We start from the raw sequence: 23,769 nt of genomic DNA, 5'->3' as shown, positions 1-23,769 counted from the left end.
AAAGTTATATGTTTTAGGTACTTATTCCATCTCCAAGCTCATTAAAAACATATCTTCTCCGTCGATTACTTTTATTTTGTTTGAGTTACACGAAGGGCAGCAAAATTCATTTTTTTCCAAAGTGGATTCTTTACCGCAGGAGAGACAGCTGATAACCACTTTTTGATGGTTTATTATAAATTCGGCACCATCACAAACAGTTTTTTCTTTAAATGTATCAAATGCTGTTTGAAGTAAATCAGGCTCAACTCCGCTTAAAACTCCGATTTTAACAACTACTTTCGTAACTTTTGTAGAATCATTTTGTTTTGCGTGTTCTTCACAACTATCTAATAAAGATTGAACAATACTATATTCGTGCATTTTAACAAATCCTTGGCAATAATTCACCTGTAGGCAAATCAATAAATCTTTGTGTTCCCCAAGCTGTATTTAATACAACCTTTCCTTTATGTTTTGAAGTTACTTCGCCTATTACTACAGCCTCTTTTGAGGTCTGCATTGATTTTAAAATTTCTAAAGCTTTTGAAACTTGTTCTTTAGAAACAGCCATAACAAAAGTTCCTTCATTTGCAAGACTTAAAGCTTCAAAACCCAAAAGCTCACAAACTCCGTTTACCTCATCACATACGGGAATTTTTTCTTCTTCAATTTCGATACAAATATCCGATTGTTTCGCCCATTCATTTAAAACTGCACTAACTCCGCCTCTTGTAGCATCTCTTAAAGCTCTTATTTGAATATTTTCATCAATAAGTTTTTCTACTACCGGCCAAAGTGAAGCACAATCGGATTTTAAATTTGTCGAAAAATCTATTCCTTCCCTTGCTGCAAAAATAGTGGCTCCGTGTTTTCCTATAGAGTTAGAGACAAGGATTACGTCATCTTCTTGGATATTATTTGAAGAAATACCTTTTTGTTTTATCTCTCCTATTCCTGTTGTGTTTATAAAAATTTTATCTACGCTTCCTTTTGGAACTACTTTTGTATCTCCGCTTACAACAACAGCACCGTTTATTTTAAGCTCTTCTTCCATACTTGAAACTAATCTTTTCAAAGTTTTTACATCAAAGCCCTCTTCTATAATCACAGAACAAGTAAGATATTTAGGACTTGCACCCATCATGGCTAAATCATTGCAAGTTCCGCAAATTGAGAGTTTTCCTATATTTGAGCCAGGAAACTCTATTGGACTTACGGTAAAAGAATCGGTACTAAAAGCTAAGTTACCGTTTTCTATAACAGCTGCATCTTCACTTTTTGCCAAAATATCGTTTTTAAAGGCTTTATAAAAAATTTTAGTAATTAATTCATTGTTTTCTTGCCCGCCGTTTCCGTGAGCTAGGGTAATATTAGTCATTGTCAACCTCTTTTTCTACTATTTCTCCAAATCTTTTTAAAACAAAATTCGCTTCTTTGGTCTCTTCTACATTGTTTAACAACTCTTCTAAAGGCAGCTCTTTAGCTTTTGAAACCTCTTTAATATATGATTTCATAATATTTTTATCATATTCAGGATGAAACTGTACTCCCCAGGCATTTTTCCCTATTCTAAAACTATGGTTTTTATCATGGGTATTAAAAGCCAATCTTATTGTATCTTTAGGAAGTTCTTCAACTGTTTGGGAATGGATTGTATGAGCTTTGAAACTTTCAGGTAAATTTTTAAAGAGTTCATCATCTTTTGCTTCTTTAGTCAAACTTATATTCACCGTTCCTATTTCCATACCTTTTTTATGATAGGTACTAAAGCCCTGCATACTTTTTGCCAATAATTGATGTCCGTAACAAATACCAAGAAGAGGTATAGAATTTTCAATTAAAGATGGTATCCATTTTTCAATTTTTAGACTCCAAGGCTCTTCATCGGTAACCATTGAGTGAGAACCTGTTAAAACAACTCCTGCACACTCCTCTAAATTCGGAAGAGGATGTCCCGCTTGAATATCAATAACTTTTTTTTCCAAATTTTCATTATCGATTCTTTTAATTACCCAATCTTCAAAATCACCGTTTTCTTCTAATGTATTTTTAAAAGTTTTTCCTGTTTTTATAATAAAAAGTTTTTTCATTTTATAATAGATTCCCATATTTATAATAGGCGCTGCAAGCACCTTCACTACTCACCATACAACTTCCTAGAGGAGAACTAGGATTACAGGCTTTGCCAAAAACTTTACAGTCATGAGGCTTAGCGACTCCTCTCATAATATCTCCGCAAATACAGAGTTTATGATCATCGATTTTTTCATTTGGCAAAATATCTTTATATATAATTTCAGCATCAAGATAGGCATATTCGTCTCTTAATCTTAAAGCTGAATCCGGGATATCGCCTAAACCTCTCCATCTAAAGTGTGTTGCTTTTGTAAAATATTTATCGATTAATTTTTGTGCGGCAATATTTCCGTCATGAGATACCGCTCTTGAATACTCTATTTCAAGTTCACATCTGTTTTCATTAAACTGTTTTGCTATTGCTAAAATTGACTGCATTACATCTACAGGTTCAAAACCTGCAACAACTACAGGTCTTTTATAATCTTTTACAAACTCTTCATATATTTTAGAACCTGTTATTACGCTAACATGAGAGGGTCCTATAAAAGCATCTATTTTACAGTCATCACTCTCTAATAAAACTTTCATAGGTTGAGGAACCGTAATATGATTTATATGAAAAAAGATATTGTCAATTTTTCTTTTTGTTATATGTTCAAGAAGTGCTGCCGTCATTGGAGTTGTTGTTTCAAACCCTATCGCAAAAAAGATAATCTTTTTATCAGGGTTTTCAAGTGCAATTTTTATTGTATCCAAAGGAGAGTATACAAATCTTACATCTGCACCTTTACTTCTTGCATCTTGCAAACTCCCATGACTTCCGGGAACTTTTATCATATCTCCTAAGGTTACTAAAATCACATTCTCTTGCAAACTTAAAATATAAGCATGGTCTATTCTCTCTTTTGGCATCACGCAAACAGGACACCCAGGACCGTGTATAAACTCGATATTTGAAGGCATAAGTTGATTTAAACCGTATTTCATAATCGTATGCGTATGCCCTCCGCATACTTCCATTACTCTTATTTTTTTAGGTAAATTTTTTGCCTCTTCATCAATTAATTTTTTTAATGCTTTAATTGCCTTTGGATCTCTAAACCCGTCATAAAGGTCTTTTAATTTAAGTTCAGACATTTTTAACCTCTGTTAGGACAGGCATCATCCTCTAAAATAGCTTGACGCCTATCCTCTTCTTCCATTTTTTCGATAATCTCTTTATATACTTCCAAAGAGGATAATGCATCTTTTTCATCTATTTTATTCATTGCAAAACCAATATGAATCAAAACATAATCTCCGACATTTACTTCTTGATCGATTAAATCAAGACTTGCCTGTCTTTCTACTCCCATAGTATCTACAGTTGCAATATTGTTTTTTTCATCTATTTTCGTAATTTTTGATGGTATTGATAAACACATCTTATTCCCTTATCTAAATTTTCTTTTATAATTAATCCAATCTACAACTGCTTGTAAAGAGTCTTTGTCTTTTATTGAAACTTCTAAAATATCAACGTTGGGTTTTAATTTTCTAGCTTCTGCTTTCTCTTTTTCCAAATCATATTCAAAATAAGGAAGTAAATCTGTTTTTGTAAATAAAATCAAATCTGCCGCTCTAAACATTACGGGATATTTTGCAATTTTATCTTCCCCTTCAGGAACAGAAACCAAAACAATATTTAAATGAGTTCCCACATCATATGAAGCGGGACAAACAAGATTTCCTACGTTTTCTACAAAACATACGTCAATATCATCTAAAGGCATATCGTGTAAACCTTTGTGAACCATAAAAGCATCTAAGTGGCAAGCACTTCCTGTTTGAATCTGTACTGCTTTTATATTTTTTTCTTTTAATCTGTCTGCATCTTTATTTGTTTCCAAGTCACCTTCAACAACACCGAATTTAAAATCAGCAAGAGGCATCAAATGTTCAAGAAGTGTTGTTTTACCGCTTCCGGGACTACTCATAAGATTTATTCCTAAAACTTTGTAGTCATTGAAATGTGCTCTGTTATGTGCTGCTTCATGATCGTTTTTATCTAAAATTTTTTGAATAACAGAGATTGTTTTGCTATCATTTAACTGTGGATTATGGTGAAGTGTTTCATGAGCTGCTTGATGAGGAACACTGTCTCCATGACTATGGTCGTGTGAATGTTCATGAGAGTGTTCATGATCATGATGGTGATGGTCTGTTATACTACAACCGCAATCTTTACACATAATTTTATCCTTTTTTTTCTCTTTTTTTTAAGAGAATTTTTTTATATTTTTTAACTATGAATATCTATTCATTTAATTTAGTCTAGTCTATGTAACCTAAAATTAAACTAAGATTATGGTACTCTTATGTATTATTTGAACTATATAATTCTTATAAAATTATATTGTTTAAATTCTTTTGTATTTATTATAAAAGTAAAAAATTTTTAAAGTGAAGATATATAAAATGAACTGTCCTTATTGTAAAAGTAAAAGGGTCTATAACTTAAAAGACAACTATAAAAAATGCAGTGTTTGTAAAAGAAAATTCTCTCCTAAGAAAATCAACACGGATCTGAGAGTTATAGAACTTTTTTGTAATAATATAAATGCAAACAAATGCGCAAAAATACTTAATGTAAATTATAGAACAATTCAAAATAGATATTCCCTTTTTAGAAAACTTATAGCTTACTTTTTAGAAAATGAGCATTATAGTTCGATTTTGGACAACAGCTCATATGAAGAGTATTACTACTTTACAAAAAGACAAAAAAGAGATAAGAAAAGATCTTTATACAAAGCAATCAATATATTAGGATTTTACTCAAATAGAAAAGTTTTTACTCTTTTAATGCCCAAACTTACAAAATACGACAGAGGTGAAGACAGCAAGAATTTTGAGGATTATTTAAAATGGCACAAAATATATTCCCATTATGCGTATGCAACTCCGTTAAGTGTTTTTTGGAAATATTTAGAAGAGAGTCTTAAAAAATATAAAGGTGTCGATGAAGAGAACTTTTTTTACTATTTAAAAGAGTGTGAATTTAAGTTTAATTATCTGCAAAACAAACAAATAGAGATTTTAAAAGATTTATACTACACATAGATTATACAATAAAATATTAAACTTTTATAAAGAGATAATTTTTATTATTTACATAAAGTTAATATAATTTTATCTTATTATTATTACAAGAAAAATAAAGGATACTTATGTTTACCAATGCTTTAAATAGATTTAGACTAATCTCTGCAACAGAGGGTCTATCTTTTTTACTTTTAGTTTTTATTGCTATGCCTATTAAATATGTAGGACAAAATCCTTACCCTGTAAAAGTTTTTGGAATGATTCACGGTATTTTGTTTCTTATTTTTATGTTTTCACTTTTTCAGGCAAAAATAAAAGAGAACTGGAATATAGGTTTTATGTTTCAACTTTTTGTACTTTCACTAATACCTTTTGGAGCATTTTTTATAGAAAGAAGAGTAAAAGTCAGAGCTAATAATTAATTCTAAGAGAAAAACCTCTTAGAATTTAAACAATCCTGTTTCATTTAAAATTACCGCTACAAGTGCAACAGGAATTATATATCTAATCATAAAAAACCAGATTTTAAAAAGAGATTTTCCCATGACCGGAATAAGTTCTTCTTTGATTTTTTCTCTATCCATATTATATCCTACGAAAATAGCTACTAAAATACCTCCAAAAGGAACCAATATCGTAGAACAGACAAAATCTACCCAGTCAAAAAAACTTTTATCTCCTACTTGTAAAGAAGGGGCATAATCCGTAATATTTGAAAAAAGAGTTACTATACCTAAAAGATAGAAAAAAGCACTACAAATTAATGCAGCTTTGGCTCTTGTCATTTTATATCTTTCAATCAAATAAAGTACAGTCGGTTCCATCATAGAGATTGCAGAAGTAATACCCGCAAAAGCAATAGCAATAAAGAAAAGTAGTGCCAAAAATTTTCCCGCACTTCCAAACTCGTAAAAAACAGAAGGCAAAGAGATAAAGACCAAACCTGCACCTTTTGTTGATTCGGCTCCTTTGTCAAAAAGAAGAGTAAAGATTATAAGTCCTGCCACAACTGCAACTATTGTATCAATAATTGCAATTAAAACCGAAGATTTTACGATATTCGTATGTTTTGGCAAAGAAGCAGCATAGGTAATAATAATCCCCATTCCTAAAGATAAAGTATAAAAAGCCTGACCTATTGCTACAACTACGGCTGTTGATGTAAGTTTTGAGAAATCAGGGTCAAACATAAAATGGACTGCTTTTGAAAAAGCACTGATATTTATTGAATATATAAATAAAATAACTAATATAATTCCAAGAAGAGGCATTAATACTTTATTTATCTTTTCAATTCCTTCTTTGATTCCTTTTAAAACAATTGCCGTAACTAAAATAAATACCAAAGTATGATAAAAAAGTTGTGTTTGATAATCAGTTGTTAAAAGATTCATAAAATTGTCGGTTGATTCTTTTACCGTTGTGGGTAATTTTTCAAAAGAGATTGCAATATAATGAAAAATCCAACCGATTACTACAGAATAGTATGAAAGAATTATTAAAGGTAAAACTACGATAAAACCTGCAAATTTCCATCTTTTTTTATTTTTAACCGCAAGTTTTTCAAACATGGAAACAGCATCACTTTGTCCAATTTTACCGATTAACAGTTCAGCTATTAATACAAATATACCTATAAAAAGTGCTGTAATCAAATATACTAAAACAAAAGCTCCACCGCCGTATTCTCCCGTAACATAGGGAAACTTCCAAATATTTCCCAACCCAACTGCAGAACCTACTGCAGCTAAAATAAATCCTAATCTACTAAATCTTGTTATTGACATAACTCACCTTGTAAAAATTTGAAGTATTGATTTTATCTAAAAGTGAGTTAAAAGTCATTTTAAGGAATTTTTATAAAATTTTCTTGAAACTTTTATCTATTAAATTTGAGAGTAGAGTTGTCCTAAAGCTATTCCTCCGTCATTTAAAGGAACTCTTTTTGAGTAATAATATTTTTTACCTTCTTTTTCCAGTTTTTTACAGACCAGTTCCAAAAGAGTTTTATTTTGAAAAACTCCTCCCGTAAGCACTATAGGCAGATCATATTTTAAAGATATTGTTATTATAATATCAACTAACATATTTATAAATTTTGAGCAAATTAACTCTTTTTGCTTATCTTTTATTAGCTCTTCTACTGCTTTTGTTAAATCTATATTTCCATTTTTTATTTCATAAGAGTAAAACTCTTTTATCTTTTTATCATATGCTTGCTCTATTTGAAGTCCCGTCTCTCCTTCATAGGTTTGCGTTTGGGCGATTGAACTAAAAGAGGCAACAGCATCAAAAATTCTTCCTACAGAGCTTGTAAGTGGTGCATTTAAACCTTTTTGCCAAACTGTATGCAAAAGTTTTATCTCATTTACGGAAAAAGCATTTACTGTGGGAGTATCAAGCTTTAATACTTCATCTAAAGAAAAAGTTTCAAAAAGAAGGGAAAGAGCTACTCTTTTTGGCTCTTTTATAGATTTTTCTCCGCCTATTAATCTAAAATATTTAAAATGATTTACTCTTTTATACTCTTTTTTATTTGCTAGAAAGACCTCTCCTCCCCAAATATTTCCGTCATCGCCATACCCTGTTCCGTCAAAACAAAAAGCCAAAACATCTTCATCTAAGCCGTATTCAGCCATAGTCGAAAGAGCATGGGCATAATGATGCTGAATTTGCACCGTTTTAATATTTTGTTTTAATGCCCACTTTGTACTCTCATAATTTGGATGTTTATCGCAAACTATAAGTTCAGGTTCAAAATCATAAAACCTTTTAAAAGTTTCAATTGTTCTTTCAAAATACTCCAAAGAAGTAATTGAATTCAAATCTCCTATATGAGGAGATAAAATCAGATTATCTTCAAACGCCAAAGCTATTGTTGCTTTTTGGTTTGCGCCTAAAGCTAGTATTTTTTTAGCTGTTTTTTTCTCTGCTTTTAAAGATGTGGGAGCATAACCTCTGGCATTTCTTAAAACTGAAATTTCATTATTTACAACTTGTACGACTGAATCATCGCAGGCATTTACAATCTCTCTGTCATAATCTAATATAAAATCAACCACATTTGCAAGCTTTTCAAGCAACTCATCTTTTTGTCTGATAATCGGTTCATCAGATAGATTTGCACTTGTTGCTATTATGGGATTTTTTAAATATTTAAAAAGAATTATATGTAAAGGAGTATATGCAATAAAACACCCTAATCTGTCAATATTAGGTGCAACAAAAAAACTTAAAGATGAACTTTTTGCTTTAATTAGAGTAATAGGTTTCTCTTTTGAAGTAATTATCTCTTCCTCTTTTTTTGTAAAGTCTGCAAACTCTTTTAACTGCTTTATATCTTTAAACATAACAGCAAAAGGCTTTGCAGGTCTGTTTTTTCTTTTTCTTAAAAGTTCAACAGTTTTATCATTTGTTGCATCGCAAATAAGATGAAAACCTCCCATTCCTTTTATAGCGACTATTTCTCCGCTATTTATTTTTAAAGCTATCTCTTTTATTGCTTTATTATCTTCTGAAATTAGATTATTGTTTTTATCATATAAAGCAATTTTCGGTCCACACTTTTCACAAGAAACGGGTTGGGCATGATATCTCCTGTTTGAAGGCTCTTCATACTCTTTTTGGCAATCCTCGCACATAATAAAATCACTCATAGAAGTATTACATCTATCATAAGGAACTGTTTTAATAATTGAGTATCTAGGTCCGCAGTTTGTACAGTTTGTTAAAGCATAGTTATATCTAAAATTGTTTTTATCGTTTATATCATTTATACAATCTTCGCAAATTGCCATATCAGGAGAGATTATTGTTGTTTTATTTGAAGTTGTTTCACTCTTTTTTATCTCAAATTTTTTATACTCTTTTGCTTTAATCTCTTTTGTTTCAAGAGAGTCTATTTTAGCCAAAGGCGGAGGAGTTTTTTTTAAAGTTTCAATAAAATTTTCTATATTTAAAGAAGAACCTTCTAATACTATATTAACGCCTCTGTCATCATTATTTACCCATCCTGCAAGATTATTTGAAATTGCAAGATTAAAAACAAAAGGTCTGAAACCTACACCTTGCACTATACCTTTTACTTCAATATAAACAGCCTTCATACTTTTCCTAATCTTTTTTCTAATTGTAGTAAAATTTTTATTAATTGTGACACCGTTTGTGACAATTTTTATGTATAATAAAATAAGTCTAAAGATTATATCAAAGGGGTTATAATGAAACCAACTGCAAATCTTATGCAAGCTTTTAAACAAATGACCACAAATACGAAAAATCTGCTTAAAGATTTGACTTTAAGCCTTAGAGTTCATGCAATGATTGCAGCCGTTCTTGCAATTAACTTTTTGATTCTAATGATAAAAAGACCTGATTTTTTTTGGGATGATGGGAAAAAATATCCTTTACTGTTGATACTTTTTTTATGCGGAATGTTAGGCGGAGTAATTAATAACTATCTTAGAATAAATAAACTTCCCTCTTCTCATCTTGATAAATTCGTACCGAAAGAAAAAATTATAAATATCCTTCAAATATATGTATCTTTGTTGATTTCGGGAACTTTAGGATTGATTTTTTATGCAACTATTTCTTCAGGACTTATTCAAGGAAGTTTTTTCCCGGAATTTTCAAATTTAGAAGCAGACTATTCAGGAGATTTTTTAAACTTTTTCCAACAAATCCTTCCTAAAACAAATCATGATGTTTTAAAAGCCATGATTTGGTGTTTTATTGCCGGATTTAGTGAGAAACTTGTTCCTAATACTATTGATAAATTAGCTAGTAAAGCAGAACTTACAATTACTCAAAGAATCGATGAAATAAAAGTTTCAAATAAAAAATTAGAAGAAGATCTTGAAAAAGAGAATAAATCAAAAGAGGAGTTGCTCTCACAAATTGCAGAATTAAAACAAGAGATTAATTCCGAAAACAAAAATAAAACAGATACTTAAAATCTTTTATTTTTGTATCGGGAAATCTCTGTTATAATAAATTTTTAACTGTTTATTAAAAATTTTATTTATAAGTTTATTTATAAAATCTTCACCTATAAAATCACCGCAAAAAGAGATTCCGTCAAGCTCAAACTCTTCATTAACTTTATCAAATAAATCACTTAAAAAATAGATATAATTTTCTACATATCCCAAAGATATTGTTTTTTCGTCAACTCCTGCCAATTTGAAACTTATACCGCTTTTTATAAAACTTACAAAATCAAATTCATTATTAAAAAGTTTATCGTTTTTATTAAGTTTATAATCTATTCTAGGACCTTTTTGTAAAATACAATGGCTTGCTTTTGAATAAATATTATCTATTTCCAAAACTGTTGATGCAATTTCCCATAAAGAATAAATTGAATTTTTATGTAAAGTCGAAATATCTGTTTGTAAAGCTTTTTCATAAATTTCCGGAAATTTTTCTTTATAATTATTTAAAAGTTTTTCTCCGTTTTTACTTTTTTTAATTTCTGCAAAAAGTTCTTCAATTGAATTTGGCAATTTAAATTTTACAATATCGATAATCCCGTCAATTTTTGGAGAGTATAGAGATATTGCGTCATCATATTTTGATGAAAAGAAGATATTTAAAATTGATTTTTCATAAAGTGCATTTTCATCTAAAAGAACTGTAAACTGAGATTTTGATGCTTCATCGAATTTATCGTAAATTTCATCCAATCTTTCGTCATAGCAGCTGTTGCCAAGAAGAAAAATTCTATTTTCAGTTACCGAGATATTAGGAGGAGTAAGACTTTTATCATAAACTACTTCTATATCAAAATCATCTTTTGTCTCTTCTATTGATAGAAACTCTATTTCTTGTTCTAAAAGCTCTTTTGATAAAAGGTATAAAACCAAATCCCAAGGATATGAGATTTTTACTTTTTCAAAATCAATTTTATTTGCTCTTTTATAAATAGCATTAATATTAAAATCAATAACAGGCTTTTCCAAACTAAGAAGAGCTATATTTTTTTGTTTTGACCCCACAGTTAGTTTAGATAAATTTTCTACATCATTACATAATAACCATTGATCTTCATACTCTATTTTTTCAAACTTTTTTAGAAAAAAAGTTTTTGATGAGTTTTTAATTTTTATAATTTTTCCATTATTTAAAGAAGAGGCTAAATATTCAAAACTTTTTTTAAAACTTTCAAAACTTAAAAGTTCGTTTTTTTCATAAATTTGCATTGATTTTTCATTGGAAGTTGTACCACAAATCTGACAATTTATGAAGGGATTATAATAATTTGCCGATTTTTTATTTTCAGTTTCATTTAAACAATTTGGACAATAAGACTTTAAGCAACTATCTAGGGTGTATTGATAGTCAATAGGAGGTATGTGTGGTACAACTTCCAATGAAAAATCTTTTAAAAATATCGAGACAGGCAACTCTTTTGACAATTCGTCCGATAACTCTATTAGCCTTTTCTCTTCATCTTCTACATATAAAAAGATTTTGTCACCTATTTTATCAATTTTATATTCAGACTCTTTAGATTTTAGAAGATTATCTAAAATCGTAATAAAAGAGTTGTTATTTGATTGATATTCAAACTCATATTTTAAGATCATTAATAATCTCTCTTTTAAATGAAATTTTTGCAATATCGTTTATAGTAATATTGCTGTTTCTAATTTTTGTTTCAACTCCTAACTCTTTTAAAGATTTAAGAATCGTATGCTCCATTGTTGCCGATGCTTTTACAATCTCTTCACTTAAATCAAAAGTGGTATCATCTGCAACTCTTTTGGGAATTATCCCTAAAACAAAAGTTTCAGGCAAATCTCCATTCATTTTTATCATATTAAGAGTTTGAAGCATTTCTACTTCATGAGCACTTCCCTGCCAGTCAACTTCTGAAGGTGCCTTTAAATAATCAAAGAAATAGACATCTCCTGCTTTACTGTCTTGTGCATCAATACAATCAATCACAAAAACTTTATCAAACTTTATGATAAGAGGAATCAGCCTTTGAGCCAATGTTCCTCCATCAACAATTGTTACGCTATTTTCATTTGAGAGATAATCATACTTCTCATCTAAATAGTGTACAAAATGAGCTCCGATACCTTCATCTTGGAATAGGATATTTCCTATTCCTAATATTAAAATATTCATTACTCTTTTTCTTTCACCCATTTATATCCGCTTACAATAGAATCAACATCACCGTGTTTTCCGTAGACTGAGTTAAAGATTACCAAATATACGTGAATTGGTAAGAATATTATAAAAATCCACATAAAGATATGATGTAACTGTCTAACCCAAGCTAGTCCACCTAATATTGCTTCAAAATTTCTCATAACATCGTATAATAATCCACCCATTCCGTCATGGTAAACATTTACATATAAAATCAATCCTGTTAAAGATATCATTACAAGCGAGATATAAATCCCTGCATATGCTAAAAATTGCAAAGGATTATATGCTCCTTTTGTATGTGGATGTTTTGAAACAAGTAAGTAATATCCTATTTGTTGTATCCAAGTTTTTGGATTAATAAAATCCCAAAAAGATTTTCTCTCTACTTGACTTTGTTTATCAAAAATAAACAAATAGAATTTTCCTATTGTCACTGCAATTAATAAAAATCCAAAAATTATATGCCATGATCTAAAAAGAGCATTCATAAAATTTGTGGGTTCGCCTCCACTAGCAGGAGTTATAAAAGGTGAAGCTATATAAAAACCTGATACGGTTAATACAATAATTGCTACAACTCTAATCCAGTGAGTAACTCTAAGCCAGTATGAGAATTCATAATGTTTTTTAATCATAATATGCTCCTAACAGCTGCATCCGTATATTGGATCTACTTTGTAAACACCAAGATTATTACCTTTTTTATCCATTACATGTACCGCACAAGCAATACAAGGGTCAAAACTATGTATAATTCTGATAATTTCCAAAGGTTTTGAAATATCTTCAACTTTTAAACCTATTAAGTTTGATTCATATGGACCTTTTTGTCCTTTAGAATCTGTCGGTCCTGCATTCCAAGTTGAAGGAACTACGGCTTGATAATTTTCAATAACACCGTTTTTGATTCTAACCCAGTGTGATAACATTCCTCTTGGAACATCTCCTATAAATCTTCCTTTATACTCTTTATCTTTATCTATATGATATGAAGCACAAGTCTCTTGGTCAACTTTTAAGTTTTCAATTAAAGTATTGAATGTTTCCATACCGTTTCTAATAATAGCCATAGCTTGTAAACATCTTGCAGCTGTTCTTCCTAGGGCAGTAAATAAAGCTTCGGTTGGAAGTCCTGTCTCTTGTAAAAATTCATCTACTACAGCTTTAACTTTTGTATTACCTTTTGCATATGAAACCAACAAGCAAGATAAAGGTCCCACTTCCATAACTTGACCGTCATATCTAGGAGATTTAATCCAAGAGTATTTTCCTTGATCGTCAAGTGATTTAGAAGGAATCTCTTTACCGTCAGGTCCAATTGTCATTTTATCTTTTAATCCTGTATAGTTAGGATTTGTTTTCCCGTTATATGGATGTAAAGGTTCATTATCTGCATACCAAGAGTGAGTTGCTTCTTCTGTGATTAAATCTTCATTTATAGGATAAACTTTTGATAAATCACCGTTTAAAATAATACCTGTATCAAAAAGATATTCACTTCTGTTTAACTCCATCATTTGATGAGACATAAAGTTCATTGTACCTGCTTGTGCAGTAACACTTCCTTCTTTAAAGTATGCACCACCTGCCATTTTTATATCGGCATAATATGCATGTTCAATAAAGTTTGCAACTTCTTTGTATTTTGTTAAATATTCACCCATTCTTGAAGGGTCAAGCAGATCCATTACACAAGTAACTCCACCTACTGTTAAACTTTGAGGGTGAGGTTGTTTACCTCCGAACATTGCCATAAGTTGTGCAGCTGTTCTTTGAACTTCTAAAGCTTTTAAATAGTGAGAAAGTGCAATTAAATTTTGCTCAGGAGTAAATTTAAATGTTCCATGTCCCCAATAAGCGTTTGCAAACGGTCCTAATTCACCTTTGTCAACAAATGCTTTAACTCTATCTTTAACTTTTAACAGATCATTTTCACCTGTTGCAATTGGATATTTTGTATATTTAAATGCCTCTTTTGAAGCTTTTGCAACATCTGCATCAAGTGCTGATACCACGTCAACCCAGTCTAAACCGTGAAGATGATAAAAATGCACAACGTGGTCATGCATAAAAAGTGCTTGATTCATCAAACTTCTTGTTAATTTTGCATTTAAAGGAGGAACAATACCTAAAGCATCTTCAACAGCTTCAATTCCTGCTCTATAATGAGAAAAAGTACATACACCGCAAATTCTTTGCATTAAAAAACCGGCATCTCTTGGATCTCTGTTTTTTACAATAGTCTCTAATCCTCTCCATAAAGTAGCAGATGAAAAAGCATCTTGAATTACATTATTTTCATCAACCTCTACTTCTATTCTTAAATGTCCTTCAATTCTTGTTATAGGGTCGACAATTACTCTTTTTGTTGACATTTTTTACTCCTCATCTTTTGGGTGTTTAAATTTTGAAATTGCAGCATGGGCAGCTATACCGATACCTGTAACCGCTAATAGTCCAACACCTATTTTATCAGCTGTTGCATCAGCTCCTAAACCGCCGAATACACTATTATACAATCTGTCTGCAACCGGTTCTTCAAAAGGTCCCATTGTATCCCAGAAATCAGGTTCTGAACACCCGATACATCCATGTCCTGCTTGAATAGGCCAAGAAGTGTGTTGGTTAAATTTATTTTTTGAACAGTTGTTAAAAGTATATGGTCCTTTACAACCGACTTTATAAAGACAATAACCTTTTTTTGCACCTTCATCACCAAACTCTTCAACAAACTCACCTGCATCAAAATGCCCTCTTCTTTCACAAAGATCGTGAATTCTTAAGCCATAAGCCCATTTTGGTCTGTTATATGGATCTAAAGCAGGAAGAGTACCGTAAAGAATAAAATGAAGTAAAGTACCCACAATATTTTTTTCACTTGGAGGACATCCAGGTACGTTTATTACTGTTCTGTTAGTTACTTTGCTTAAAGCAACCGCTCCTGTAGGATTTGGATTTGCAGCTTGTACACCTCCAAAAGAAGAACAGGTGCCAATAGCAAAAATAGCTTTTGCACTTTCACAGGCATCTTTTGCATTTTGTTCTCCTGTTTTACCGTGACCGCCTATTGTAAGATAAAAGTCGGTATCACCGCTTGGAATACCACCTTCAACCATAAGGATATAATTACCTTTATGTTTTTCTATTGCATGTTCTAAATTCTCTTCTGCTTGCCACCCTGCACTTGCCATTAATGTTTCATGATATTCTAAAGAGATATAGTCAAATATCAAAGAATCAATTGTAGGTGCATCAGTTCTTAGCAGCGATTCGGAACAACCTGTACATTCAGCCATATGAAGCCATATAATAGGCAATCTATCACTTATCTCAGCAGCTTTTGCCACTAGAGGAGTAAAATTAGCTGGAAGTGCTAACATTGCAGTAACTGCAGTAGCCCATTTCATAAAATCCCTTCTTGAGAAACCTTTCTCTTCTAAAACTTTTGGAATAGATTTAGTTTCATCTATTTTTGGAAGTTTTTCAAGAGACTCCAATCTTTTCGAAAGTCTGTTAAATAAACTATTCTCTTTCACAATATTTCCTTTACTAAACAATTATTCAATTATATAATAACCACTTACGACAAATTCTTGTCACTTAAATCAATTTCTTGAATGAATATTCATTATATATAAAGAATATTACATGACTTAAACTTAACTTTAACTAAAAATTTAAATTTTTTTTAAAGTTTTTTAATATAATTTGATTTTATCTTTCTAAGATGACATTAACGTGACATAATTACCATATTTTCAATATTTTTGATAGTTTTTGCTTCTTAGTTTCTACATTTTTTTTACATTTTATCAATAAGTTTAATTATAACTTTTATTTATAATTAAACTTATTATTCAAAAAGAAGAAGAATTTATTATTTTTAGTAATCTAAAGGATACTCTTTAGGAAGTATTATATTAATATTTTTTAAGTTTTTATCTATTTTGGAAAGAAGAATCGAATTTGCAAACATATTTCCGCAAAGGATTAAATCTTTTGCACCTATCTCTTTTGATATTGTATTAACATGTTCTGCTATAAAGTCACATAAACTCTCATAAAAAGAGTAGGCAATCATACTATCTTCAACATCAGCCATTTTATAACTCATAGAACTTTGGATAATTTTTCTATAATCCAAATAATTTTTCCCATCAATTTTAAGCACGTTCATATCTATTTGAAGTCCGCTTTTAGCTCTATATAAAAGTGCCGTATCTTCAAACTCTTTATAATCTTTCATTCCTAAAATATAAGCTAGGATATTTAAAATTGATGCAAAGCCGTCGCTATTTTTGTCTAAAAACTCTTTTTCAAAGAATTGAGGAAATTTTTTAACATAGTTTTCAACCAATCTATCCGTATTTTCATCAATTGATTTTATATCTTCCAAGCAGTTATCCACGCTGTTTAAAACATTTGGAATATATATAATCTCTTTTTGCCCTATATCAGGTATATTAACTCTTATTGAAGATTCATCACTCTTATATGAAAAATATACTCCTACAGTAGGAACATCTTTTTTATTAAGCTGACAAAGAACTGCTTTATATACGCAACCGTACTCTTCAAAATAATCAGCAGAAGAGTTTACTTTTCTATTTAACTTATAATCATATTTAGGAAAAAGTGTTTTATCTCCGTAAACTACAATATTTTGTTTATCATTATATGTAACTTTTAAACCGTTTTGATAAACATCGTCATTTACATATAAAAGATAATTTAGACCGCTGTTTTTTAAAGCATGTGCAAAAAGAATAGTCTCTTTATCATCGGGAATTTTGGCATAAATAAATCTAGTATCGGAATACTCTTTATTTTTATTATAAAGAAGTTTGAATTTTAATTTGACTAAGGGTCTTTCTATAGAACATAATAGTTGTAAATCTTTTTGTGAAATTTCTAAAAGATCCGATATTTTATTTATATCAGTAATAAGTAATTTAACTTCGTACCCTTTTGCTTCAAAATCTTCTCTTAAAGCTCGTGAAGGAAGAAAAAAATCTTTTAATCCGTTGTGTGTTTCAAAACGTGAAACTCCACCCTCTTTTATTTTATTTATATCATTTGAAAAATCAATGCTGTTTAATTCAAGAATCTTTTTTATCTGTTCATTTGTGAGCAGTGATAAATTTACTTTTATATGTTTATCTTCAAGCTCTTTGTTTTTTTCATAATCAAAACTATCCAATACTTCTGCTTTAGATAAAAAGATAGATAAAGGAAGTTTTTGTTCCAAAGCTTCAAAAAACTCTTTAATTTTTTCTTCAGTATCATTGCAGACCAATAAAATAAAACCTCTATACATTTTTGATACGGCATTTACTGCCGAAGCTTTTATTATCTCGTCAATTATATCTTTAAAATAAAAATTTGTACTGTTAAACTCTATTTTATAAATTAGTTCCATGTAGTATCTTCCTCATTGGGGATTCTATTTAAGTGTTCCCCGTTATAGCTTCCTATTAACTCTTGAGCTATATTTTTAATGCTTTTATTATCTTTTCTTTTAGGTTTTATTCCTATGCTTTCACACTCTTTTAAAGCTTGAGCTATATATTCATCAAATCTATTTTCAATATTTTGGGTTAATCCTATTTCTACACTTTGTATATCTTCGGGGATTATTCCTAAAATAGTAACTTCTGCATGTTTTTCCAAAACAGAACATATTTCAAGCATCTCTACTATTTCTACTTCATGAGCAGTTTTTCTATATTGTCCAAGACCTAAAAGAACGTCAGAAGGTAATCTGTAGATTTCACCTGCTTTATCTTCAATAGAAACAGTATCTAAAATAATAACATTATCATACTCTTGAAAATAAGTCATCAATTTAAAACCTAAAGTACCGCCTTCGATAATTTCTAATTCTTCACCAAAATCAAAATTTTTTTGTAAATATTTAGAGGCATAGATTCCTACTCCTTCGTCTTTAAATAGTACATTTCCTACACCTATAAGAATATTTTTCATATAATTCCCTGTAATTTAAAAATTTATTTAAAATAAATATTTACTTTTAATATTTTATCTTAAATAAACTTTTATAAAAAAATAGGCAGCAACTAAATTGTTGCAGCCTATTACCATAAGAAACACTTTTGCTATTTTCCTTGGGTTTCTAAATTATTTTTTGCCTCAATTGAATTTTTATTAGCAAATTTATAACCGCCGAATACAATATTTATATCACCCTCTTTCCAAAAGATTGTTCTCCAGATTTGATAATAAATATGACACATAACCCACATAATCAATATATACATTGCTGTATGATGAGCAATTCTAACGCCCATGTTTCCACCGAATACGCTTAAAGTCCAATCAGTAGACAAATGCAATATCCAAGGCCACCATGCTCCTATAGAACTCTCTCCTGACGCTAAACCGTGTACATACATTTGAAGACCTGTTAATAACATAAATACTAAAAGAATATGAAATAGCGTGAAAAACATAATATTGTAACTATCACTGTATTCACTGTTAAACTTTTTTCTTCTGTTAAACGTTATTAAGTTAAAAAATACTTCACAAAACTCTATAAAGTTTTTCTTTGTAGGAAGTATCTTTTTATATGGTTTTTCAAATCTTGAAAATAGATATAAGTAACCGATTAAAATAGCAGTTACGTCAAATACGATTGCGGCAATTAAATGCCCCCATCTGTTCCATGCCATCACATATTTATCAACTGCAGGATCAGCTATAAAAGTTTGATAATACGGATGACCTATATATAGCCCGGTTATAACTGCCACAAGCATGCAAACGGCATTCGACCAGTGAATGGTTCGCATGATTGGAGTCATTCTTTCAACCCGCTTCATTTTAGGCACGGCATCCTCCTAATGGATCTACTTTATATACCGCAAGTTCTTTACCTTTTGTATCTACAATATGAACTGCACAAGCAATACAAGGGTCAAAACTATGCACTGTTCTAATAATTTCCAAAGGTTGATCAGGGTCAACCACTTTTGTTCCTACCAATGAAGCTTCATAAGCTCCCATTCTATTTTTATAATCTTTTGGTGCCGCATTCCAAGTTGAAGGAACAACTGCTTGATAATTTACGACTTTTCCGTCTTTTATTTTAACCCAGTGCCCCAAACTACCTCTTGGAGCTTCTGCCATTCCGTAACCTTGAGCATCTTTTGATACTTTGTCAAAATCAAACTCTGTCCAAGTAGATAAATCACCTGCTGCCACGTTTGCGGCTAATTCGTCACACCATTGAATTATCACATCTGCCATCATTTCACTTTCAATAGCACGACCTGCCGTTCTTCCTACTGTTGAGAATAAAACTTTTGTAGGAAGATTTCCGTTTTTCAAAAAGGTAGTTACATATTTTGTAATTCTTTCATCTCCTCTGGCAACTCCGACTATCATTCTTGCAAGTGGACCTACTTCCATTCTTTGATCGTCATAAAGCGGAGATTTTATCCAAGAGTATTTTTTATCCGTATCTAAATATGCAATACCCTCTTTTTTCTCTTTAAAACCTGTATAGTTAGGATTTGTTTTCCCATCAAAGGGGTGAAGATTATCATTTCCTTCATACCAAGAGTGTGTTACGTCTTCTGTAATTTTTGATTGATCTAAATCATAAACTTTTGATAAATCTTTGTTTAATACGATTCCACTTGGGAAAAGTTTTTTTGCTTCGTAAAACGGTGTATCATCAAGATTAAAATCACCGTAACACATAAAGTTTCCTAAACCGCCTCCAACACCTGCTAAAGCTTCATCCGCATACATTGTTCCAGCCATATATACATCAGGAAGGTATGCTTGTTTAGTAAATTTCTGTGCTAATTGGATAATATCTTTAAACTCTGCAATTCTTGCAGGATTTTTAATATCTTGAACACAAGTTACTCCACCTACTACTATTGATTGTGGATGGGGGTTTTTACCTCCGAAAATTGCTTGAGCTTTTGCAATTCTTCTTTGTAAGTCAAGTGCATCTAAATAGTGAGAAAGACCTATTAAATTCTGCTCAGGAGTTAGTTTATAAGCTTTGCTTCCCCAGTAAGCATTTCCAAATACACCAAGTCTTCCTTGTTTTACATATTTTGTTACTCTGTCTTGAACCTCTTTATAGTTGTCTTCACTTGCATTCCAAGCTCTGGTTCCTGCTATTTTAGCCCATTTTTGTGCTTCTTCGACTGCTTTTTTAGGATCTGCTTCCAAAGCTTTTGTAATATCAACCCAATCAAGTGCATGAAGATGATAAAAGTGAACAATATGATCATGCAAATATAAAGCACCTTGCATTAAATTTCTTACAAGTCTTGCATTTTTTGGAATTGTTACACCAAAAGCATGTTCAACGGCTTCTATACTTCTTTGATAATGAGTACCTGTACAAACGCCACAGATTCTCATAGCCAAAAGACCGCAGTCTCTAGGATCTCTGCCTTTTAGAATCTCTTCAATCCCTCTGAACATTGTAGAAGAACTAAAAGCCTCTTTTATCACATTATTTTCATCAATAACTGCTTCAATTCTTAAGTGTCCTTCTATCCTTGTTATCGGATCTATTACTACATGTTTACTCATTACTCTTCTCCATCTTTAGTATGAACTGTTTTTTTACCGACCATTGCACTTGTAACGGCATGTACACCTATACCGATAGTTGTTGCAGTTAATAAACCCAGACCGAATTGATCAACTGTTTTTTCAACTCCTCCTGTAGGAGCTTTAATATTTGCATCAGCCATTGGTCTTTCATACGCATATTTATCCCAAAAATCAGGTTCCGAACACCCGATACATCCTCTACCCACACCTACAGGCCAGTTTGCACCTTCGTTATATCTTATAATAGAACAGTTATTAAAAGTCATAGGACCTTTACACCCTACTTTATATAAACAGAAATTGTTTTGCGCTCCATGATCTCCCCACTCTTCAACAAATTCACCCGCATCAAAGTGAGCCCTTCTCTCACAATTGTCATGAATTCTGTAACCAAATGCAAATTTAGGTCTAAGAAGAGAGTCTAATTCGGGAATTTGCCCTGTTAATACATAATGAAGAACAACACCGACCATATTAGCAGGATTCGCAGGACAGGCAGGAATATTGATTACAGGTTTACCTTTAACAATATTCATAACACCAACAGCACCCGTTGGATTTGGAGCAGCCGCAGGAATACCTCCAAAGGTAGCACAGGTACCTACTGCAACAACGGCAGCAGCATCTTTAGAGAGTCTTTCTAAGTGTTCTTGAAAAGTTTCACCGCTTGCACCTATTGTTCCGTATTGACCATTCATTGCTGTTGGAATTGCACCTTCAACAAAAAGTAGATATTTACCTTTAAAATGCTCAATAGCATCTTCTAGTTGTGCATCTGCCTGATGTCCAGATGCTGCCATAATAGTTTCATGGAACTCCAAACTTAATACGTCAAAAATCAAATCATCAACTGTAGGAGCAGAACTTCTAAGAAGTGCTTCTGAATTTCCTGCACAATCTTGCAACTCTATCCAAACAACCGGAACTCTGTTCATAAGTTCAGTAGCTTCGGCAACCAACGGAGTAAACATAGGCGGCAGCATCAATGTAGCTGTTGTTGCACTTGCCCATTTCATAAAATCCCTTCTATTTACCCCTTCACTCTCAACAATATCCATCATATCGATATCTTTAAGAGGTCGTTGTTTTTTTAATGCTTTTAATCTCAACTTCGCTTTTTCAAAAAGCGAGTCATAATAAGCATCACCCTTATTTGTTTCGACTCTTGCAGAATTTGTGGTAAAAACTTTTTTTACCATGTCATGCGAATCAGCCATGCATATCTCCTTTGTCTTATTTAAATGAACATTCATTTATTAATAATAGAAAATTATCTATTAGGCACTTAAGCTAAACTTAATAAATAAAACTAATGAAAAAGCACTGATCTTAATATAATTTTAAGTTTATATTGTTTTTTTATTGAAAGGGTTATTTTATCTGCTATACAGAAAGTTGAGTAAATTTATCCTATTTAAATATAATCTTATAGTATTATATTTTAAGAAAAAATTTATTTTTTATTTGTTACTTAAAGAAACATATATTAGTGTGTAGTACAAACAGAACAGATATCAAAACTTCTTAAAGTAATTTCAGCTTTTTCGATTGAATCCAATCCTATAATTGCTTTTTGTGCAACTGAAGGTTCACTTTTATTTCCAGGACCCAAATTCCAAACTGTAGGAGTAATAACATTGTATTTACTGATTTTCCCGTCTTTTATTGATATATCGTGGAATAAAGAACCCCTGCTTGCTTCTACAACTGATTTGGCTTCTGCATTTTTTATTTCATTTAACGAAATTTTAGGTTTTACAAAAGATTCTTCGCTTATATCGATTTTTGAGATTAGATTTTTTGTTATATACAATAGATGAACAAACTCGTCCATTCTTGCCATTACTCTAGTTAAAACAGAATCTTCAAACTTTTCATGAAGTTTTGAGATAAAAGCTCTTTTTGAAATAACTGCTCTGGATAAAGGTCCCGTTTCAAAAAAGTTATCGGCATATCTTACATTTTTAGCCCATGTATATGCTTCTTTAGACTGTTTGTTTTTATCAATATTAAAAGTATATTCACAGCTCTCTTCAATTCTTTCTAAATCAACTCTGTTTATAACTCTTTTATTACTTTTCCCTACTTTAAAAAGTTCGGTGCTTGAAAGAACTAAATGTCTGTTATAACTTTTACCTATTTTGTCAAAACCGTGCTCAAAACACAAATCAATAAAATCTTTTAAATCTTTGCCTATTTTATCAAGATCTTCGGCTTTTGAAAAACTAAGATAATCGTCAATACACACACCTGCAAAATCATCTTCAAAAAAGTTTATTGCACTATCTAAATAATTTTTCATAGTAGTTAAATCTAACAGAGTCGGATCACTAACTACCCCGCCTGGAACCATATAAGAAGTATGAGGCCACTGACCTCCTATTATTGCTAATGATTTTATAATTTCACTGGTAATAAATGAAGATTTAAGCCATTTCTCACCTTTTAAAGGTTTATAAGAACTAAAATCTTTTGAAGACAAAGCAGTAATATCGGGCATTATAAACATATAAAACCATTTAATATGAGAATCTATAATCTCGATATTCAAACCTATTTCTCTTAAAAGTTTTGCTTTATTTGTCAATTCTATTTCGTAATTAAGATTTTTATAAATATTTTCCAGAACTTCAACAGTTGCTTTTAGATGTGCCTGTCCACAGATTCCGCAAATTCTAGGGGTGTAAATCAAAGCATCAAGGGGAGCTTTTTTTTCCAAAATATATTCAAAACCTCTAAAATTTAAAAACTCTATTTGTGCATTTGTGATAATCTTATCATCCCAAGTGCAAACTAATTTGGCTTCACCCTCTATTCTTTCAACTATATCAACTGTTCTCATGTTTTCTCTTT

Annotated in this window: 22 protein-coding genes; 3 read left to right on the top strand and 19 right to left on the bottom strand. The window is 31.0% G+C overall.

The window, feature by feature from the left end:
• Positions 1 to 21: 21 nt before the first annotated feature.
• The 6 genes from hypA to hypB are packed head-to-tail and all read right to left on the bottom strand — an operon-like array spanning position 22 to position 4,292.
• Positions 22 to 363, bottom strand: coding sequence for a hydrogenase maturation nickel metallochaperone HypA (gene hypA, locus AANAER_RS05650; RefSeq protein ID WP_044415318.1), 342 nt, complete (start codon positions 361 to 363; stop codon positions 22 to 24).
• A gap of 1 nt (position 364) precedes the next feature.
• Complete coding sequence (gene hypE / locus AANAER_RS05645; RefSeq protein ID WP_407646596.1) at positions 365 to 1,360, bottom strand: hydrogenase expression/formation protein HypE; 996 nt, start codon at positions 1,358 to 1,360, stop codon at positions 365 to 367.
• Positions 1,353 to 2,072: a glutamine amidotransferase gene (locus AANAER_RS05640; protein ID WP_129081850.1), complete on the bottom strand. Its 720-nt coding sequence runs from the start codon at positions 2,070 to 2,072 to the stop codon at positions 1,353 to 1,355. Before AANAER_RS05640 ends, hypE begins: the two co-directional genes overlap by 8 nt.
• Before the next feature lies 1 nt (position 2,073).
• Positions 2,074 to 3,198 carry a hydrogenase formation protein HypD gene (hypD, locus tag AANAER_RS05635; RefSeq protein WP_129081849.1) on the bottom strand — a complete coding sequence of 375 codons (1,125 nt, stop codon included), beginning with the start codon at positions 3,196 to 3,198 and terminating at the stop codon, positions 2,074 to 2,076.
• A gap of 2 nt (positions 3,199 to 3,200) precedes the next feature.
• Positions 3,201 to 3,485, bottom strand: coding sequence for a HypC/HybG/HupF family hydrogenase formation chaperone (locus tag AANAER_RS05630; protein WP_044415321.1), 285 nt, complete (start codon positions 3,483 to 3,485; stop codon positions 3,201 to 3,203).
• A 9-nt stretch (positions 3,486 to 3,494) separates the two neighbouring features.
• Complete coding sequence (hypB, locus tag AANAER_RS05625; RefSeq protein ID WP_129081848.1) at positions 3,495 to 4,292, bottom strand: hydrogenase nickel incorporation protein HypB; 798 nt, start codon at positions 4,290 to 4,292, stop codon at positions 3,495 to 3,497.
• A 211-nt stretch (positions 4,293 to 4,503) separates the two neighbouring features.
• Between hypB and AANAER_RS05620 the strand changes: the two genes are divergently transcribed.
• Positions 4,504 to 5,163, top strand: a complete 660-nt coding sequence (locus tag AANAER_RS05620) for a hypothetical protein (RefSeq protein WP_228711146.1) — start codon at positions 4,504 to 4,506, stop codon at positions 5,161 to 5,163.
• 107 nt (positions 5,164 to 5,270) lie between these two features.
• Positions 5,271 to 5,567: a DUF3817 domain-containing protein gene (locus AANAER_RS05615; protein ID WP_129081846.1), complete on the top strand. Its 297-nt coding sequence runs from the start codon at positions 5,271 to 5,273 to the stop codon at positions 5,565 to 5,567.
• A gap of 18 nt (positions 5,568 to 5,585) precedes the next feature.
• On the opposite strand, the gene AANAER_RS05610 is transcribed toward AANAER_RS05615, so the two are convergent.
• Positions 5,586 to 6,932, bottom strand: coding sequence for a sodium-dependent transporter (locus AANAER_RS05610; RefSeq protein WP_129081845.1), 1,347 nt, complete (start codon positions 6,930 to 6,932; stop codon positions 5,586 to 5,588).
• Positions 6,933 to 7,031: 99 nt separating this feature from the next.
• Positions 7,032 to 9,251, bottom strand: a complete 2,220-nt coding sequence (gene hypF / locus AANAER_RS05605; protein WP_129081844.1) for a carbamoyltransferase HypF — start codon at positions 9,249 to 9,251, stop codon at positions 7,032 to 7,034.
• Positions 9,252 to 9,365: 114 nt separating this feature from the next.
• Here hypF and AANAER_RS05600 point away from each other — a divergent pair, with 114 nt between their 5' ends.
• Positions 9,366 to 10,100 carry a hypothetical protein gene (locus AANAER_RS05600; protein WP_129081843.1) on the top strand — a complete coding sequence of 245 codons (735 nt, stop codon included), beginning with the start codon at positions 9,366 to 9,368 and terminating at the stop codon, positions 10,098 to 10,100.
• Between the two features lie 6 nt (positions 10,101 to 10,106).
• On the opposite strand, the gene AANAER_RS05595 is transcribed toward AANAER_RS05600, so the two are convergent.
• The 11 genes from AANAER_RS05595 to AANAER_RS05545 all read right to left on the bottom strand — a co-directional run bounded on the left by AANAER_RS05595 (position 10,107) and on the right by AANAER_RS05545 (position 23,758).
• On the bottom strand, positions 10,107 to 11,735 hold the full coding sequence (locus AANAER_RS05595) for a hypothetical protein (RefSeq protein WP_129081842.1): 1,629 nt from the start codon (positions 11,733 to 11,735) through the stop codon (positions 10,107 to 10,109).
• The gene (locus AANAER_RS05590) at positions 11,719 to 12,282 is read right to left on the bottom strand and encodes a HyaD/HybD family hydrogenase maturation endopeptidase (protein WP_044416802.1); all 564 of its coding nucleotides are present in this window, start codon (positions 12,280 to 12,282) and stop codon (positions 11,719 to 11,721) included. Before AANAER_RS05590 ends, AANAER_RS05595 begins: the two co-directional genes overlap by 17 nt.
• Positions 12,282 to 12,947 carry a Ni/Fe-hydrogenase, b-type cytochrome subunit gene (gene cybH, locus AANAER_RS05585; protein ID WP_129081841.1) on the bottom strand — a complete coding sequence of 222 codons (666 nt, stop codon included), beginning with the start codon at positions 12,945 to 12,947 and terminating at the stop codon, positions 12,282 to 12,284. The genes AANAER_RS05590 and cybH overlap by 1 nt, the downstream gene beginning before the upstream one ends.
• Positions 12,948 to 12,956: 9 nt before the next feature.
• Entirely contained in the window at positions 12,957 to 14,687 is a 1,731-nt protein-coding gene (locus AANAER_RS05580; protein ID WP_129081840.1) for a nickel-dependent hydrogenase large subunit, read from the bottom strand.
• A gap of 3 nt (positions 14,688 to 14,690) precedes the next feature.
• The gene (locus AANAER_RS05575) at positions 14,691 to 15,848 is read right to left on the bottom strand and encodes a hydrogenase small subunit (RefSeq protein ID WP_044415336.1); all 1,158 of its coding nucleotides are present in this window, start codon (positions 15,846 to 15,848) and stop codon (positions 14,691 to 14,693) included.
• 347 nt (positions 15,849 to 16,195) lie between these two features.
• Positions 16,196 to 17,731, bottom strand: coding sequence for a Kae1-like domain-containing protein (locus AANAER_RS05570; protein ID WP_129081839.1), 1,536 nt, complete (start codon positions 17,729 to 17,731; stop codon positions 16,196 to 16,198).
• A complete protein-coding gene (locus AANAER_RS05565) occupies positions 17,722 to 18,297 on the bottom strand; it encodes a HyaD/HybD family hydrogenase maturation endopeptidase (protein WP_129081838.1) in 576 nt (191 codons plus the stop codon). Before AANAER_RS05565 ends, AANAER_RS05570 begins: the two co-directional genes overlap by 10 nt.
• Before the next feature lie 131 nt (positions 18,298 to 18,428).
• Entirely contained in the window at positions 18,429 to 19,154 is a 726-nt protein-coding gene (locus AANAER_RS05560; protein ID WP_044416804.1) for a cytochrome b/b6 domain-containing protein, read from the bottom strand.
• 1 nt (position 19,155) lies between these two features.
• Positions 19,156 to 20,892: a nickel-dependent hydrogenase large subunit gene (locus tag AANAER_RS05555; protein WP_129081837.1), complete on the bottom strand. Its 1,737-nt coding sequence runs from the start codon at positions 20,890 to 20,892 to the stop codon at positions 19,156 to 19,158.
• Positions 20,892 to 22,133, bottom strand: a complete 1,242-nt coding sequence (locus AANAER_RS05550) for a hydrogenase small subunit (protein ID WP_129081836.1) — start codon at positions 22,131 to 22,133, stop codon at positions 20,892 to 20,894. The genes AANAER_RS05555 and AANAER_RS05550 overlap by 1 nt, the downstream gene beginning before the upstream one ends.
• 269 nt (positions 22,134 to 22,402) lie before the next feature.
• On the bottom strand, positions 22,403 to 23,758 hold the full coding sequence (locus AANAER_RS05545) for a nickel-dependent hydrogenase large subunit (RefSeq protein WP_129081835.1): 1,356 nt from the start codon (positions 23,756 to 23,758) through the stop codon (positions 22,403 to 22,405).
• Positions 23,759 to 23,769 lie beyond the last annotated feature (11 nt).

This window comes from Halarcobacter anaerophilus, from assembly GCF_006459125.1.
Taxonomy (GTDB): Bacteria; Campylobacterota; Campylobacteria; order Campylobacterales; family Arcobacteraceae; genus Halarcobacter; species Halarcobacter anaerophilus.
This window is presented reverse-complemented; position numbering and strand designations above follow the sequence as displayed.

What these genes read in the sequence shown, in the direction of transcription:
- hypA (WP_044415318.1), bottom strand. Translation starts at nt 363, where the DNA reads ATGCACGAATATAGTATTGTTCAATCTTTATTAGATAGTTGTGAAGAA.
- hypE (WP_407646596.1), bottom strand. Translation starts at nt 1,360, where the DNA reads ATGACTAATATTACCCTAGCTCACGGAAACGGCGGGCAAGAAAACAAT.
- AANAER_RS05640 (WP_129081850.1), bottom strand. Translation starts at nt 2,072, where the DNA reads ATGAAAAAACTTTTTATTATAAAAACAGGAAAAACTTTTAAAAATACA.
- hypD (WP_129081849.1), bottom strand. Translation starts at nt 3,198, where the DNA reads ATGTCTGAACTTAAATTAAAAGACCTTTATGACGGGTTTAGAGATCCA.
- AANAER_RS05630 (WP_044415321.1), bottom strand. Translation starts at nt 3,485, where the DNA reads ATGTGTTTATCAATACCATCAAAAATTACGAAAATAGATGAAAAAAAC.
- hypB (WP_129081848.1), bottom strand. Translation starts at nt 4,292, where the DNA reads ATGTGTAAAGATTGCGGTTGTAGTATAACAGACCATCACCATCATGAT.
- AANAER_RS05615 (WP_129081846.1), top strand. Translation starts at nt 5,271, where the DNA reads ATGTTTACCAATGCTTTAAATAGATTTAGACTAATCTCTGCAACAGAG.
- AANAER_RS05610 (WP_129081845.1), bottom strand. Translation starts at nt 6,932, where the DNA reads ATGTCAATAACAAGATTTAGTAGATTAGGATTTATTTTAGCTGCAGTA.
- hypF (WP_129081844.1), bottom strand. Translation starts at nt 9,251, where the DNA reads ATGAAGGCTGTTTATATTGAAGTAAAAGGTATAGTGCAAGGTGTAGGT.
- AANAER_RS05600 (WP_129081843.1), top strand. Translation starts at nt 9,366, where the DNA reads ATGAAACCAACTGCAAATCTTATGCAAGCTTTTAAACAAATGACCACA.
- AANAER_RS05595 (WP_129081842.1), bottom strand. Translation starts at nt 11,735, where the DNA reads ATGATCTTAAAATATGAGTTTGAATATCAATCAAATAACAACTCTTTT.
- AANAER_RS05590 (WP_044416802.1), bottom strand. Translation starts at nt 12,282, where the DNA reads ATGAATATTTTAATATTAGGAATAGGAAATATCCTATTCCAAGATGAA.
- cybH (WP_129081841.1), bottom strand. Translation starts at nt 12,947, where the DNA reads ATGATTAAAAAACATTATGAATTCTCATACTGGCTTAGAGTTACTCAC.
- AANAER_RS05580 (WP_129081840.1), bottom strand. Translation starts at nt 14,687, where the DNA reads ATGTCAACAAAAAGAGTAATTGTCGACCCTATAACAAGAATTGAAGGA.
- AANAER_RS05570 (WP_129081839.1), bottom strand. Translation starts at nt 17,731, where the DNA reads ATGGAACTAATTTATAAAATAGAGTTTAACAGTACAAATTTTTATTTT.
- AANAER_RS05565 (WP_129081838.1), bottom strand. Translation starts at nt 18,297, where the DNA reads ATGAAAAATATTCTTATAGGTGTAGGAAATGTACTATTTAAAGACGAA.
- AANAER_RS05560 (WP_044416804.1), bottom strand. Translation starts at nt 19,154, where the DNA reads ATGAAGCGGGTTGAAAGAATGACTCCAATCATGCGAACCATTCACTGG.
- AANAER_RS05555 (WP_129081837.1), bottom strand. Translation starts at nt 20,892, where the DNA reads ATGAGTAAACATGTAGTAATAGATCCGATAACAAGGATAGAAGGACAC.
- AANAER_RS05550 (WP_129081836.1), bottom strand. Translation starts at nt 22,133, where the DNA reads ATGGCTGATTCGCATGACATGGTAAAAAAAGTTTTTACCACAAATTCT.
- AANAER_RS05545 (WP_129081835.1), bottom strand. Translation starts at nt 23,758, where the DNA reads ATGAGAACAGTTGATATAGTTGAAAGAATAGAGGGTGAAGCCAAATTA.